The sequence below is a fragment of the Exiguobacterium sp. s183 genome (genome assembly GCF_018617655.1).
Classification (GTDB): domain Bacteria; phylum Bacillota; class Bacilli; order Exiguobacteriales; family Exiguobacteriaceae; genus Exiguobacterium; species Exiguobacterium aestuarii_A.
In genome coordinates this window covers 16,412-30,576 of record NZ_JACSKN010000008.1, presented here as the reverse complement: position 1 = coordinate 30,576, position 14,165 = coordinate 16,412, and the positions used below count along the sequence as shown (strand labels likewise).

Annotated in this window: 16 protein-coding genes; all 16 read left to right on the top strand. The window is 47.5% G+C overall.

Annotation, left to right across the window (positions count from 1 at the left end; all coding sequences use genetic code 11):
- Positions 1 to 20 precede the first annotated feature (20 nt).
- The 16 genes from rpoC (at position 21) to rpmC (ending at position 14,163) form a co-directional block, all read left to right on the top strand.
- Positions 21 to 3,620, top strand: a complete 3,600-nt coding sequence (gene rpoC / locus KNP62_RS14545; RefSeq protein WP_214697121.1) for a DNA-directed RNA polymerase subunit beta' — start codon at positions 21 to 23, stop codon at positions 3,618 to 3,620.
- Positions 3,621 to 3,910: 290 nt separating this feature from the next.
- On the top strand, positions 3,911 to 4,333 hold the full coding sequence (gene rpsL / locus KNP62_RS14540) for a 30S ribosomal protein S12 (RefSeq protein ID WP_012727683.1): 423 nt from the start codon (positions 3,911 to 3,913) through the stop codon (positions 4,331 to 4,333).
- Between the two features lie 48 nt (positions 4,334 to 4,381).
- Positions 4,382 to 4,849 (top strand): 30S ribosomal protein S7, encoded by a 468-nt coding sequence (gene rpsG / locus KNP62_RS14535; RefSeq protein ID WP_012727682.1) that lies wholly within the window; start codon positions 4,382 to 4,384, stop codon positions 4,847 to 4,849.
- A 112-nt stretch (positions 4,850 to 4,961) separates the two neighbouring features.
- Entirely contained in the window at positions 4,962 to 7,040 is a 2,079-nt protein-coding gene (gene fusA / locus KNP62_RS14530) for an elongation factor G (protein ID WP_214697122.1), read from the top strand.
- A 115-nt stretch (positions 7,041 to 7,155) separates the two neighbouring features.
- On the top strand, positions 7,156 to 8,343 hold the full coding sequence (gene tuf / locus KNP62_RS14525) for an elongation factor Tu (protein WP_214697124.1): 1,188 nt from the start codon (positions 7,156 to 7,158) through the stop codon (positions 8,341 to 8,343).
- 108 nt (positions 8,344 to 8,451) lie between these two features.
- The gene (locus tag KNP62_RS14520) at positions 8,452 to 8,961 is read left to right on the top strand and encodes a hypothetical protein (RefSeq protein ID WP_214786176.1); all 510 of its coding nucleotides are present in this window, start codon (positions 8,452 to 8,454) and stop codon (positions 8,959 to 8,961) included.
- Between the two features lie 378 nt (positions 8,962 to 9,339).
- Positions 9,340 to 9,648 (top strand): 30S ribosomal protein S10, encoded by a 309-nt coding sequence (gene rpsJ / locus KNP62_RS14515; RefSeq protein WP_074032438.1) that lies wholly within the window; start codon positions 9,340 to 9,342, stop codon positions 9,646 to 9,648.
- 62 nt (positions 9,649 to 9,710) lie between these two features.
- A complete protein-coding gene (gene rplC, locus KNP62_RS14510) occupies positions 9,711 to 10,337 on the top strand; it encodes a 50S ribosomal protein L3 (RefSeq protein ID WP_074032441.1) in 627 nt (208 codons plus the stop codon).
- Positions 10,338 to 10,365: 28 nt separating this feature from the next.
- Positions 10,366 to 10,989: a 50S ribosomal protein L4 gene (gene rplD, locus KNP62_RS14505; protein ID WP_012727676.1), complete on the top strand. Its 624-nt coding sequence runs from the start codon at positions 10,366 to 10,368 to the stop codon at positions 10,987 to 10,989.
- Positions 10,989 to 11,270: a 50S ribosomal protein L23 gene (gene rplW, locus KNP62_RS14500; protein WP_026824834.1), complete on the top strand. Its 282-nt coding sequence runs from the start codon at positions 10,989 to 10,991 to the stop codon at positions 11,268 to 11,270. Before rplD ends, rplW begins: the two co-directional genes overlap by 1 nt.
- 34 nt (positions 11,271 to 11,304) lie before the next feature.
- Positions 11,305 to 12,135, top strand: coding sequence for a 50S ribosomal protein L2 (gene rplB, locus KNP62_RS14495; RefSeq protein WP_012727674.1), 831 nt, complete (start codon positions 11,305 to 11,307; stop codon positions 12,133 to 12,135).
- A 66-nt stretch (positions 12,136 to 12,201) separates the two neighbouring features.
- On the top strand, positions 12,202 to 12,477 hold the full coding sequence (gene rpsS, locus KNP62_RS14490; protein WP_012727673.1) for a 30S ribosomal protein S19: 276 nt from the start codon (positions 12,202 to 12,204) through the stop codon (positions 12,475 to 12,477).
- A 20-nt stretch (positions 12,478 to 12,497) separates the two neighbouring features.
- Positions 12,498 to 12,830, top strand: coding sequence for a 50S ribosomal protein L22 (gene rplV / locus KNP62_RS14485; protein WP_012727672.1), 333 nt, complete (start codon positions 12,498 to 12,500; stop codon positions 12,828 to 12,830).
- A 13-nt stretch (positions 12,831 to 12,843) separates the two neighbouring features.
- Complete coding sequence (gene rpsC, locus KNP62_RS14480) at positions 12,844 to 13,503, top strand: 30S ribosomal protein S3 (RefSeq protein ID WP_012727671.1); 660 nt, start codon at positions 12,844 to 12,846, stop codon at positions 13,501 to 13,503.
- Between the two features lie 32 nt (positions 13,504 to 13,535).
- Positions 13,536 to 13,973, top strand: coding sequence for a 50S ribosomal protein L16 (rplP, locus tag KNP62_RS14475; RefSeq protein ID WP_012727670.1), 438 nt, complete (start codon positions 13,536 to 13,538; stop codon positions 13,971 to 13,973).
- Positions 13,960 to 14,163, top strand: a complete 204-nt coding sequence (gene rpmC / locus KNP62_RS14470; RefSeq protein ID WP_012727669.1) for a 50S ribosomal protein L29 — start codon at positions 13,960 to 13,962, stop codon at positions 14,161 to 14,163. Before rplP ends, rpmC begins: the two co-directional genes overlap by 14 nt.
- Positions 14,164 to 14,165: the final 2 nt, after the last annotated feature.

Sequence of the window (14,165 nt, the reverse complement as noted above, 5' to 3'; positions counted from 1 at the left end):
CGAAAAGGGAGGTCGGCCCCTTGGTAGATGTTAATCGATTTGAATATATGAAAATCGGCTTGGCTTCATCAGAGAAGATCCGTTCGTGGTCTTACGGTGAAGTCAAAAAGCCGGAAACGATCAACTATCGTACACTTAAACCAGAGAAGGACGGATTGTTCTGTGAACGAATCTTCGGTCCTACGAAAGACTGGGAATGTTACTGCGGGAAGTACAAACGTATCCGTTATAAAGGAGTCATTTGTGACCGCTGTGGCGTTGAAGTGACGAAAGCGAAAGTGCGTCGCGAGCGAATGGGCCATATCGAGCTCGCGGCACCAGTTTCGCACATCTGGTACTTCAAAGGGATTCCAAGCCGCATGGGGCTTGTTCTCGATATGTCTCCACGTGCACTTGAAGAAGTGATTTACTTCGCTTCTTACGTGGTCACAGAGCCAGGTGATACACCGCTTGAGAAGAAACAACTTCTCTCGGAAAAAGAATTCCGTCTCTATCGTGAAAAATACGGTAGCGACTTCAAAGCAGACATGGGTGCTGAAGCCATCCGTACACTCCTTCAAGACGTCAATCTTGAAAAAGAAGTGAGCGAGCTTCGTGAAGAGTTGAAAACTGTCCAAGGTCAACGTCGTACACGTGCGATCAAGCGTTTGGAAGTTCTCGATGCGTTCTTCACATCAGGGAACAATCCGGATTGGATGATCCTTGAAGTACTTCCTGTCATCCCACCAGAGCTTCGCCCAATGGTACAGCTCGACGGTGGACGCTTTGCAACATCTGACTTGAACGACTTGTATCGTCGAGTCATCAACCGTAACAACCGTCTCAAACGTTTGCTCGACCTCGGCGCGCCGAACATCATCGTGCAAAACGAGAAGCGTATGCTTCAAGAAGCGGTTGACGCCCTCATCGACAACGGTCGTCGTGGTCGTCCGGTAACAGGTCCTGGTAACCGTCCGCTCAAATCACTTTCACACATGTTGAAAGGGAAACAAGGTCGCTTCCGTCAAAACCTTCTTGGTAAACGGGTCGACTACTCAGGACGTTCGGTTATCGTCGTTGGACCGAACTTGAAGATGTATCAGTGTGGTCTTCCAAAAGAGATGGCACTTGAACTCTTCAAACCGTTCGTGATGAAAGAGCTTGTCGGTCGCGGCATCGCTTCGAACATCAAAAACGCAAAACGCAAAATCGAGAAGATGCAACCTGAAATCTGGGGCGTCCTTGAAGAAGTCATCCGTGAGCATCCAGTTCTCTTGAACCGTGCCCCGACACTTCACCGTCTTGGTATTCAAGCATTCGAACCGATTCTTGTTGAAGGTCGTGCGATTCGCCTTCACCCACTCGTATGTACGGCTTATAACGCCGACTTCGATGGTGACCAAATGGCCGTCCACGTTCCGCTTTCTGCAGAAGCACAAGCGGAAGCACGCCTTCTCATGCTCGCTGCACAGAACATCTTGAACCCGAAAGACGGGAAACCGGTTGTTACACCATCGCAGGATATGGTCCTCGGTAACTACTACATCTCACTCGAACGTGAAGATGCCGTCGGTCAAGGGAAAGTGTTCTCGAACGTCAACGAGGCGTTGATCGCTTACCAAAACGGATATGTCCACTTGCACTCGCGTGTGGCACTTCCGGCACGTACGCTCAACAACCCGACGTTCACAGACGAACAGAACGAGAAATTGCTCATTACGACTGTTGGTAAGATGATCTTCAACGAGATCTTGCCAAACACGTTCCCATACTTGAACGAGCCGACGATGGAAAACTTGCAGGAAGCAACTCCTGATAAGTACTTCATCGACAAAGGGGCGAACGTTGCAGAAGAAATCGCATCACGTCCAATTATCGACCCGTTCAAAAAAGGATTCCTTGGAAAAGTCATCGCGGAAGTGTTCCAGAAGTTTGAAACGACTGAAACAAGCCGCATGCTTGACCGCATGAAAGATCTCGGCTTCAAACACTCGACGAAAGCCGGTGTGACAGTTGGGATCGCCGACATCATCGTACTTCCGGATAAACAGGAAATCTTGGATGAGGCGCAGAAACAAGTCGACCAAATCATGAAGTCGTTCCGTCGTGGTCTCATCACAGAAGATGAGCGTTACGAGCGCGTTGTACGTGCTTGGAACGAAGCGAAGGATGAAATTCAATCTCGATTGATGAAATCCCTCAACCGCTTGAACCCGATCTTCATGATGTCTGACTCTGGTGCCCGTGGTAACGCATCTAACTTTACGCAGCTTGCGGGTATGCGTGGTTTGATGGCCGCTCCATCTGGTCGCATCATCGAACTTCCAATCAAATCGTCGTTCCGTGAAGGTCTGACGGTTCAAGAGTACTTCATCTCGACTCACGGGGCTCGTAAAGGTCTTGCCGATACAGCCTTGAAGACAGCTGACTCAGGTTACTTGACGCGTCGTCTCGTTGACGTTGCGCAAGATGTCATCATCCGTGAAGAAGATTGTGGAACAGACCGCGGGATCCGCGTATCTGCACTCCGCGAAGGTACGGAAGAAATCGAAAACTTGTACGACCGTCTCGTCGGACGTACATCGTTTGAAACAGTCACACACCCTGAAACGGGTGAAGTGTTGGTTGATAAGAACGAATTGATCACAGAAGACATCGCACGCGTCATCGTTGATGCGGGTGTCGAGCAAGTAGAAATCCGTACAGCCTTCACATGTAACACGTCACACGGCGTATGTAAGAAGTGTTACGGACGTAACTTGGCTACTGGATCAAACGTTGAAGTCGGGGAAGCCGTCGGTATCATCGCCGCACAATCAATCGGTGAGCCAGGAACGCAGCTTACAATGCGTACCTTCCACACAGGTGGGGTTGCCGGAGACGATATCACACAAGGTCTTCCACGTATCCAAGAGGTATTCGAAGCCCGTAACCCGAAAGGTCAAGCGGTCATCTCGGAAATCTCTGGTACGGTCATCGACTTCACGGAATCGCGTGACAAGCGTGAACTCACAGTCGAAGGATTCAGTGAAACACGTTCTTACACGATTCCATTCGGAGCGCGTCTCCGTGTTCAAATCGGCGATACAGTAGAAGCCGGTGAAGTCTTCACGGAAGGTTCGATCGATCCGAAAGAATTGCTCGCCGTCCGTGGTGTATCTGGTGTTCAGAACTATCTTCTCCAAGAAGTTCAAAAAGTATACCGGATGCAAGGGGTAGAAATTGGTGACAAGCACGTTGAGGTTATGGTTCGCCAAATGCTTCGTCGTGTCAAAGTCATCGAGTCTGGTGACACACCACTTCTCCCAGGTTCACTTGTCGACATCAGCGTCTTCAAAGAAGCGTGTAAAGATGCGATTCGTGACGGAAAACACCCAGCGACTGCAAAACCAGTCCTTCTCGGGATCACGAAAGCATCGCTTGAGACAGACTCGTTCCTCTCGGCGGCTTCGTTCCAAGAAACGACTCGTGTCTTGACAGATGCGGCAATCAAAGGGAAACGCGACTACCTCCTCGGACTCAAAGAGAACGTCATCATCGGTAAACTCGTTCCAGCTGGTACTGGAATGGCTGTCTACCGCGATGTCGAACTTAAAGAAGATGAGGCGCCAGTTGCACTCGAAGATACAACCGTCGAGTAAAATACGTCTTGACAGCGCAGGTTGGCGGTGCTACTATGATTTAGTGCCGCCAATCGGTTGTTGTCGATGACAACGATGTCCAGCAGTCGGCAAGCTACTTGGACGTCCATCCGAACTTTCTACGGGAAGGTTTGGCTGCTACAATTGCCACTTTCAAGGTATAACTCACGTTTTTGCGAGGTCATGGAATGCCTACGCCTCGTAAAAGCGTTTCGTTATGACCTTAAATGAACCACCCGGGTCGGTGGGACTAGAAAATAGCAACATTCAGGAAGGGAGGATCTTCAAAGATGCCTACTATTAACCAGTTAGTCCGTAAAGGACGTAAATCGAAAGTCGTTAAATCTGACTCTCCAGCACTTAACAAAGGTTACAACAGTTTCATCAAGTCACAAACAAACGTGAGCTCACCACAAAAACGTGGTGTTTGTACACGTGTTGGTACAATGACTCCGAAGAAACCGAACTCGGCGCTTCGTAAGTATGCTCGTGTTCGTTTGACTAACCAAATCGAAGTGACTGCGTACATTCCAGGTATTGGCCACAACCTTCAAGAGCACAGCGTTGTTCTTATCCGTGGAGGACGTGTAAAAGACTTACCAGGGGTACGTTACCACATCGTTCGTGGTGCGCTTGACACTGCAGGTGTTGATGGACGTATGCAAGGCCGTTCTAAATACGGTACGAAGCGTCCGAAAGCTGCGAAGAAGTAATTCTCGCCAACTAAAATACAATTGAAATTTTGAAAGGAGGGTACTCGGATGCGTAAAAACCGTGCAGAACGTCGTGACGTTATCGCAGATCCGATCTACAACTCGAAATTGGTAACTCGCCTCATTAACCGTGTCATGTTAGACGGTAAAAAAGGTACAGCTCAAACTATCATTTACAACGCATTTGGCATCATCGCTGAACGCTCAGGCAAAGAGCCTATGGAAGTGTTCGAAGAAGCAATGAACAACATCATGCCTGTACTTGAAGTTAAAGCACGCCGTGTAGGTGGAGCTAACTACCAAGTTCCTGTTGAAGTTCGTCCAGAGCGCCGTACAACACTTGGTCTTCGTTACCTCGTGAACTACGCTCGTCTCCGCAACGAAAAAACGATGGAGCAACGTATCGCGAACGAAATCATGGATGCAGCCAACAACACTGGTGCGTCTGTTAAGAAACGCGAAGACATGCATAAGATGGCAGAAGCAAACAAAGCGTTTGCTCACTATCGTTGGTAATTTAATCGTAAAGTCCACTCCGCCAAGCATGGCTTAACGGAGTGGCTTTCGGGTATAATCATATCGTGTGCGCGCACACGAAAATCAAACATGCGGAAGGAGAATACCCAGTATGGCAAGAGAATTCTCCCTAAAGAATACTCGTAACATCGGGATCATGGCTCACATCGATGCCGGTAAAACGACAACAACTGAACGTATTCTTTATTACACAGGTCGTATCCACAAAATTGGTGAAACGCACGAAGGTGCTTCACAAATGGACTGGATGGAGCAGGAGCAAGAGCGTGGAATCACGATCACTTCAGCTGCGACAACTGCACAGTGGAATGGCCACCGTGTAAACATCATCGATACACCTGGACACGTAGACTTCACAGTAGAAGTTGAACGTTCACTCCGTGTACTTGATGGTGCTGTTGCTGTACTTGACGCTCAGTCAGGTGTAGAACCACAAACTGAAACTGTATGGCGTCAAGCGACGACATATGGTGTACCACGTGTCGTATTCGTCAACAAGATGGATAAAATCGGCGCAGACTTCTTGTACTCTGTGAAGACGCTCCACGATCGTCTTCAAGCGAACGCTTACGCGATCCAACTCCCAATCGGAGCAGAGGACGATTTCAAAGGAATCATCGATCTCGTTGAAATGAAGACTTACATGTACAACAACGACCTCGGTACTGACATCGAAGTAACAGATGGCTTCCCAGCTGACATGGCTGACCAAGCTGAAGAACTTCGCGGTCAATTGATCGAAGGTGTTGCTGACTTCAACGAAGAGTTGATGATGAAGTACCTTGAAGGTGAAGAGATTTCAATCGATGAATTGAAAGCTGCAATCCGTCAAGCGACACTTAGCGTTGAATTCTACCCTGTACTCGTTGGTTCTGCCTTCAAGAACAAAGGTGTTCAGCTCATGCTTAACGCCGTTGTTGATTACCTCCCATCACCAGTTGATGTTGAGTCGATCAAAGGGATCAACCTCGATACAGAAGAAGAAATCACGCGTGAGCCTTCTGACGAAGCTCCATTCTCAGCACTTGCGTTCAAAGTTATGACTGACCCTTACGTCGGTAAATTGACGTTCTTCCGCGTGTACTCTGGTACAGCTGAAGCGGGATCATACGTGAAGAACTCGACTAAAGGGAAGCGTGAGCGTCTCGGTCGTATCCTTCAAATGCACGCAAACAGCCGTGAAGAGATTCCAATGGTATATGCTGGTGACATCGCCGCTGCTGTTGGTTTCAAAGACACGACTACTGGTGACACGCTTTGCACAGAGAAAGATAACATCGTTCTCGAGTCAATGACGTTCCCAGAACCAGTTATCTCGGTTGCAATCGAGCCTAAATCGAAAGCAGACCAAGATAAGATGGGTCAAGCTCTTGCGAAACTCGCAGAAGAAGATCCAACATTCCGCACTGAAACAAACCCTGAGACTGGTCAAACGATCATCTCTGGTATGGGTGAGCTTCACCTTGATATCCTCGTTGACCGTATGCGTCGCGAATTCAAAGTAGAAGCTAACGTTGGTGCACCACAAGTTGCTTACCGTGAAACAATCCGTGGCGCTGCGAAGATCGATTCGAAATTCGTTCGTCAGTCTGGTGGACGCGGTCAGTACGGTCACGTTGTCGTAGAATTCGAGCCGAACGAAGAAGGCGCTGGATTCGAGTTCGAGAACAAGATCGTCGGTGGTGTTGTACCACGCGAATACGTCCCAGCTGTTCAAAACGGGATTGAAGAAGCTCTCGAAAACGGTATCCTCGCTGGTTACCCAGTAGTAGACGTTAAAGCTCGCCTCGTATTCGGATCGTACCACGATGTCGACTCGAACGAGATGGCGTTTAAAGTTGCTGCTTCGATGGCGGTTAAACAACTTAAGGACCAAGCGAAAGCTGTCATCCTTGAGCCAATGATGCGTGTTGAAGTTGTTATCCCTGAAGAATACATGGGTGACATCATGGGTGACGTAACGTCACGCCGTGGACGCGTAGAAGGTATGGAAGCTCGCGGTAACGCACAAGTCGTTAAAGCGATGATTCCACTTTCAGAAATGTTCGGTTACGCAACATCACTTCGTTCACGTACACAAGGACGTGGAACGTACTCGATGCACTTCGATCACTACGAAGAAGTACCGAAATCAATTGCTGAAGAAATCGTCAAAAAAGCGAACGGCTAATAACGGTTGTATCGCTAGATTGATTGTTGTAAGCTAAGGAGGACGTATGTTAAAAGTAACCTACGTCTTCCTAGTTAAATAAAAAACTAATCGTTTAATAGAGGAGGAATCTAGAATGGGTAAAGAAAAATTCGACCGTTCTAAACCGCACGTTAACGTTGGTACAATCGGCCACGTCGACCACGGTAAAACAACTTTGACTGCAGCAATCTCTGCTGTACTTTCACGTGCACAAGGTAAAACAGCTACTAAGTTTGACCAAATCGATGGTGCTCCAGAAGAGCGCGAGCGCGGTATCACAATCGCAACAGCTCACATCGAGTACGAAACTGACAAGCGTCACTACGCACACGTTGACTGCCCAGGACACGCTGACTATGTTAAAAACATGATCACTGGTGCTGCTCAAATGGACGGCGCGATCCTCGTTGTATCTGCAACAGATGGCCCAATGCCACAAACACGTGAGCACATCCTTCTTTCACGTCAAGTAGGTGTTCCTTACATCGTAGTCTTCATGAACAAAGTTGACATGGTAGACGACGAAGAGCTCCTCGAACTCGTTGAAATGGAAATCCGTGAACTTCTTTCTGAATACGACTTCCCAGGCGACGACCTCCCTGTAATCAAAGGTTCTGCACTTGGCGCACTTAACGGTGAAGCTCAGTGGGAAGAAAAAGTTATGGAACTCATGAACGCTGTTGATGAGTACATCCCAGAACCAGTTCGTGACACAGACAAAGACTTCATGATGCCTGTTGAGGACGTATTCTCAATCACTGGTCGTGGTACTGTAGCGACTGGTCGTGTTGAGCGTGGTGTTCTCCGCGTCAACGACGAGATCGAAATCGTTGGTCTTACAGAAGAAACTAAGAAAACTGTATGTACTGGTGTAGAGATGTTCCGTAAGCTTCTTGACTATGCTGAAGCTGGCGACAACATCGGTGCACTTCTCCGTGGTGTATCACGTGACGATATCGAGCGTGGACAAGTACTTGCTAAGCCAGGTTCAATCACACCACACTCAAAATTCAAAGCATCAATCTACGTTCTTTCTAAAGAAGAGGGTGGCCGTCACACGCCATTCTTCGCGAACTACCGCCCGCAGTTCTACTTCCGTACAACTGACGTAACAGGTATCGTTCACCTTCCAGAAGGTACTGAAATGGTAATGCCAGGAGACAACATCGAGTTGACGATCGAATTGATTTCTACAATCGCGATCGAAGACGGTACACGTTTCTCTATCCGTGAGGGTGGCCGTACTGTAGGTGCTGGTTCAGTAACAGAAATCATCGAGTAATCGATTGATTCAACTGAACAACTTCAAGCAGTCCGCAATATGCGGGCTGCTTTTTTGTGTTTCTGGATGAGCGTGGTAAGATGAAGCATACGAGAAAGGAGTGACGTCATGTTGAAACAATTAGAGACGATTTGTCGTTTGAATGGAATCGCATATCGTATCGGTGGTTCGCAACTGTTAAAGCATCATGGCATTGTCGACGAAACGAATGACATTGATGTTTTCGTAGAGCCCGATCAGTTTGAACGGTTAGACCAGATCTTGAGTCGTGCCGGAGAGAAACAATCGACTGAACCCCATGAGGCATACTTGACGACTTACTTTGGGGAGTATGTTTTCGAGGGAACCGACGTGGATGTCATGTCCAGTTTTCGCATGAAGTGCACCGACGGCATCTATACACATCCTTATATAGAAGCAGAAGGGAACTGGATGCACCTCGAAGAATGGATTGTCCTTTATACAGTCATCGGTAGAGAGGATAAACTGACGCGTCTGGCTCGCTATTTTGAGACACACGATATAAATGAAGGAATTGTTCATGCATGTTTAAGAAGAGCCCCACAATCGGTCGTAGAAGGGGTAACGGAGCGATTTGGAGAGATGATGAAACGCTAGGTCGAGTTGACATGGGACTTCGTTTGAAAAATAGTTCAATAAAAGAATGAATTTTCTCTTGCAAAAGCTCGCGAATCTTGTTACATTAGGGAACGTTGAGCAACTCATCAGACAACCAGCAACTTCAAAAATCTAATCTTGCATTCCATGACCAGATTAGATATAATGATTAAGTGTTTGTGCGAGTGGTGAGAGACTTTACAGCAGAAAAACGGGTCCAATCGTTGATTCGCAATGATCAGATGCCTCTGCTGACACAAGCACGCTGCGTTGAAGCGGGAGGTTATGACACGCCAGGCAGCATTGCCATGGCCGGTGTGGAAATTTCCGCGGAGAATTGTCTATTTTTAAAATAGGCGACAAAGGAGGGAAACAAACATGGCAAATGAAAAAATTCGTATTCGTTTAAAAGCATATGACCATCGCGTTCTCGATCAATCAGCTGAGAAGATCGTTGACACTGCGAAGCGTTCAGGTGCAAAGGTATCGGGTCCAATCCCGCTCCCAACTGAAAAATCGGTTTACACGATCCTTCGTGCGGTTCACAAGTATAAAGATGCTCGTGAGCAGTTCGAAATGCGTACACACAAACGCTTGATCGACATCGTAAACCCAACACCGAAAACAGTCGATTCGCTTATGCGTCTCGAGTTACCATCAGGTGTAGACATCGAAATCAAACTTTAATTCTTCATATAGTAGATACTAGCCAGAAGAGACAATTAATTATTTAACAGGAGGTGTATCTCATGGCTAAAGGAATCTTAGGAACAAAACTTGGTATGACTCAAATCTTCAACGAAGCAGGCGAAGTTGTACCGGTAACAGTAGTTGCTGTAGAAGGTAACGTCGTTCTTCAACTCAAAACAGTTGATACAGACGGTTACGAAGCAGTTCAACTTGGTTTCGGAGACATCAAAGAATCACGTCAAAACAAACCATCAAAAGGTCACGCTGCGAAAGCAAACGCGACACCTAAGCGCTTCATCAAAGAAGTTCGTACTTCAGTAGAAGGATACGAAATCGGTCAAGAGATTAAGGCAGACATTTTCGCTGCAGGTGAATTAGTAGACGTTACAGGTACATCGAAAGGTAAAGGATTCCAAGGTGCGATCAAGCGTCACGGACAATCACGTGGACCAATGGCCCACGGTTCGCGCTACCACCGTCGTCCTGGTTCGATGGGTCCTGTCGCTCCTAACCGCGTATTCAAAGGGAAACTTCTTCCTGGTCAAATGGGTGGAGAGCGTAAAACAATTCAAAACCTTGAAATCGTTAAAGTTGATGTGGAACGCGGCCTTCTCCTCGTGAAAGGTGCTATCCCAGGCGCTCGTAAATCGAACGTCATCATCAAATCAGCGGTCAAAGGTAACTAATTAACTGCACGGAAAGGAGGAATTACGAATGCCTAAAGTAGCTTTGCTTAACCAAACAGGTTCACAAGTTGGCGAAATCGAATTGGCAGAAGCCATCTTCGGAATCGAGCCAAACGAATCAGTACTTTACGACGCAATCGTCATGCAACAAGCATCACGCCGTCAAGGTACTCACGATACGAAAGGTCGCTCGGAAGTACGCGGTGGCGGCCGTAAACCATGGAAACAAAAGGGAACTGGTCGTGCGCGCCAAGGTTCTATCCGCTCACCACAATGGGTTGGTGGTGGTACAGTCTTCGGTCCAACACCACGTTCATACTCTTACAAACTTCCTAAGAAGGTTCGTCGTTTAGCACTTCTCTCGGCTCTTTCGTCGAAAGTACAAAACAACGAAATCATCGTCCTCGAAGGCCTTGCTTTCGATGCACCAAAAACAAAAGATATGGCTGCTGTACTCAACAGCTTATCAGTAGAACGTAAGGCTCTTGTAGTCACAGCGGACTACAATGAGACTATCGCTCTCGCAGCTCGTAACATCCCAGGAGTGACTGTGATCGACGCAGCAGGCGTAAACGTTCTTGACCTCGTTGCTAACGACAAAGTCATCTTCACTAAAGATGCGGTTGCGAAGGTAGAGGAGGTGCTTGCATAATGGCTCAAGCATACGATATCATCAAACGTCCGATCATCACTGAGCGTTCAGTTAGCCTCATGGAAGCTAACAAATACGTTTTCGAAATCGACGTAAAAGCGACTAAATCGCAAGTGAAACACGCTATCGAAACAATCTTCAATGTGAAAGTTGCTTCGGTAAACACAATGAACTACAAACCGAAAGCGAAACGTGTCGGTCGTCACGCTGGTTACACAGCTCGCCGTAAAAAAGCGATCGTAACTCTTGCAGAAGGCAACACAATCGACTTCCTCGGTTAATTAACTACCTTAGAAGAAAAGGAGGGAATCCTCGATGGCAATCAAAAAGTTTAAGCCGACCACTAACGGTCGTCGTAACATGACATCTCTCGACTTTGCAGAGATCACAACGAATCGCCCTGAAAAATCGTTAACTGAAAAGCTTTCGAAAAAAGGCGGACGTAACAACCAAGGTCGCTTGACTGTTCGTCACCAAGGTGGCGGTCACAAGCGTAAATACCGTATCATCGATTTCAAACGTAACAAAGATGGCGTTGCAGGACGCGTAGCAACGATCGAATACGATCCAAACCGTTCAGCAAACATCGCACTCATCAACTATGTAGATGGTGAGAAACGTTACATCCTCGCTCCTAAGGGCATCAAAGTAGGCATGGAAATCATGTCTGGTCCTGAAGCGGATATCAAAGTGGGGAACGCTCTTCCACTCGTAAACATCCCTGTCGGTACAACAATCCACAACATCGAGCTTAAGCCTGGTAAAGGCGGTCAGCTTGTTCGTGCGGCTGGTGCATCGGCACAAATCCAAGGACGTGACGGCAAGTACGTCATCGTTCGTCTTCAATCAGGTGAATCACGCTTGTTCCTCGGCACTTGCCGCGCGACAATCGGTTCAGTTGGTAACGAAGAACACGAACTCGTAAACATCGGTAAAGCAGGACGTTCACGTTGGTTAGGCAAACGCCCAACAGTACGTGGTTCTGTCATGAACCCGGTTGATCACCCACACGGTGGTGGTGAAGGTCGTGCGCCAATCGGTCGTTCGGGCCCACTTACTCCTTGGGGTAAACCAGCTCTTGGTCTTAAGACTCGTAAGAAAAACAAATCGAGCGACATGTACATCCTTCGTCGCCGTAAGAAATAATTACTACATGATTCTCGGGCGGTTCGAAAGGGCCGTTCCCGAATCATTCCAAAGGGAGGTTCTAACATGGGTCGCAGCTTAAAAAAAGGTCCATTCGCAGATCACCACTTGCTCGCTAAAGTTGACAAACTCAACGAATCTGGTGAGAAGCAAGTCATCAAAACTTGGTCACGTCGCTCGACGATCTTCCCAGAATTCATGGGTCACACGTTCGGTGTGCACGATGGTCGTAAACACGTACCAGTATTCGTGACAGAAGACATGGTTGGTCACAAACTTGGTGAATTCGCTCCAACACGCACGTACAAAGGTCACGGATCAGACAAGAAAACGAAACGGTAATTTGAGGGGAGGTCAAATCCATGCAAGCTAAAGCATCAGCTAATATGGTCCGTCTTGCTCCTCGCAAAGCACGTCTCGTTGTAGACTTAATTCGCGGGAAACAAGTCGGCGAAGCGCTCTCTGTCCTTGCTCACACGAACAAGGCAGCATCGCCAGTCGTTGAAAAAGTATTAAAATCAGCGATTGCTAACGCAGAGCACAACTACGATATGAACATTGAGAACCTCGTTGTAACAGAAGCTTACGTAAACGAAGGTCCAACACTCAAACGCTTCCGCCCACGTGCGATGGGTCGCGCAAGCCGTATTAACAAACGCACAAGCCACATCCACATCGTGGTAACTGAGAAATAAGGAGGGATATGTAGTGGGTCAAAAGGTAAATCCGCACGGTCTTCGCGTTGGTGTTATCAAAGACTGGGATTCGCGTTGGTACGCTGAGAAAGACTACGCTGATCTCCTTCATGAAGACTTCGTTATTCGTGAATACATCGAAAACAAAATGAAGGATGCTAGTGTTTCTAAAGTTGAAATCGAACGCGCTGCAAACCGCGTGAACATTTCGCTTCACACTGCGAAGCCAGGTATGGTAATCGGTAAAGGTGGTTCTGAAATCGAATCACTCCGTAAACACATTACAAAAATCGCTGACGGAAAACGCGTTCACATCAACGTTGTTGAAGTGAAAAACGCTGACGCTGTTGCGAAGCTTGTAGCAGAAAACATTGCTCGTCAATTGGAAGGTCGCGTATCATTCCGTCGTGCAATGAAACAATCGATTCAACGTTCGATGCGTACTGGCATCAAAGGGATCAAAACAGAAGTTTCTGGTCGTCTTGGTGGCGCTGATATCGCTCGTTCAGAGAAATACTCGGAAGGAACAGTTCCACTTCACACACTCCGTGCCGACATCGACTACGGAACAGCTGAAGCTGACACAACTTACGGTAAAATCGGCGTAAAAGTTTGGTTATACCACGGTGAAGTTCTTCCAACAAAAAACAACACAGCGAAAAACGCTGAATAATAAACACTCTTTCAGGAAGGAGGCAACACACTATGTTGTTACCTAAACGCGTGAAATATCGTCGTGTACACCGTGGTAAAATGCGCGGGAATGCTAAACGCGGCACAACTGTACACTTCGGTGAGTTCGGTCTCCAAGCTCTCGAAGCGAGCTGGATTACAAACCGTCAAATCGAATCAGCACGTATTGCAATGACACGTTATATGAAACGTGGTGGTAAAGTGTGGATCAAGATCTTCCCACACAAGCCGTACACTAAAAAGCCTCTCGAAGTCCGAATGGGTTCGGGTAAAGGTGCTCCAGAAGGCTGGGTAGCTGTAGTTAAGCCTGGCAAAGTAATGTTCGAAATCGCAGGTGTATCTGAGGAAGTGGCACGTGAGGCACTTCGTCTTGCATCGCACAAACTTCCAGTAAAATGTAAGTTCGTGAAACGTGAAGAAAATGGTGGTGATACGAATGAAAGCAACTGATCTCCGTCAATCAACAACTGAAGAGCTCAACGGTAAAGTGGGCGAGTGGAAAGAAGAACTCTTTAACCTTCGCTTCCAACTTGCTACAGGTCAGCTTGAGAATCCTGCTCGTATCCGTGAAGTACGCAAGTCGATTGCGCGTGCTAAAACGATTCTTCGTGAACGCGAACTCGGCATCAACAACGGCTAATT

What these genes read in the sequence shown, in the direction of transcription:
- rplB (WP_012727674.1), top strand. Translation starts at nt 11,305, where the DNA reads ATGGCAATCAAAAAGTTTAAGCCGACCACTAACGGTCGTCGTAACATG.
- rpsJ (WP_074032438.1), top strand. Translation starts at nt 9,340, where the DNA reads ATGGCAAATGAAAAAATTCGTATTCGTTTAAAAGCATATGACCATCGC.
- rplC (WP_074032441.1), top strand. Translation starts at nt 9,711, where the DNA reads ATGGCTAAAGGAATCTTAGGAACAAAACTTGGTATGACTCAAATCTTC.
- rplV (WP_012727672.1), top strand. Translation starts at nt 12,498, where the DNA reads ATGCAAGCTAAAGCATCAGCTAATATGGTCCGTCTTGCTCCTCGCAAA.
- rpsS (WP_012727673.1), top strand. Translation starts at nt 12,202, where the DNA reads ATGGGTCGCAGCTTAAAAAAAGGTCCATTCGCAGATCACCACTTGCTC.
- fusA (WP_214697122.1), top strand. Translation starts at nt 4,962, where the DNA reads ATGGCAAGAGAATTCTCCCTAAAGAATACTCGTAACATCGGGATCATG.
- KNP62_RS14520 (WP_214786176.1), top strand. Translation starts at nt 8,452, where the DNA reads ATGTTGAAACAATTAGAGACGATTTGTCGTTTGAATGGAATCGCATAT.
- rpsL (WP_012727683.1), top strand. Translation starts at nt 3,911, where the DNA reads ATGCCTACTATTAACCAGTTAGTCCGTAAAGGACGTAAATCGAAAGTC.
- rpsG (WP_012727682.1), top strand. Translation starts at nt 4,382, where the DNA reads ATGCGTAAAAACCGTGCAGAACGTCGTGACGTTATCGCAGATCCGATC.
- rplD (WP_012727676.1), top strand. Translation starts at nt 10,366, where the DNA reads ATGCCTAAAGTAGCTTTGCTTAACCAAACAGGTTCACAAGTTGGCGAA.
- rplP (WP_012727670.1), top strand. Translation starts at nt 13,536, where the DNA reads ATGTTGTTACCTAAACGCGTGAAATATCGTCGTGTACACCGTGGTAAA.
- rplW (WP_026824834.1), top strand. Translation starts at nt 10,989, where the DNA reads ATGGCTCAAGCATACGATATCATCAAACGTCCGATCATCACTGAGCGT.
- rpmC (WP_012727669.1), top strand. Translation starts at nt 13,960, where the DNA reads ATGAAAGCAACTGATCTCCGTCAATCAACAACTGAAGAGCTCAACGGT.
- tuf (WP_214697124.1), top strand. Translation starts at nt 7,156, where the DNA reads ATGGGTAAAGAAAAATTCGACCGTTCTAAACCGCACGTTAACGTTGGT.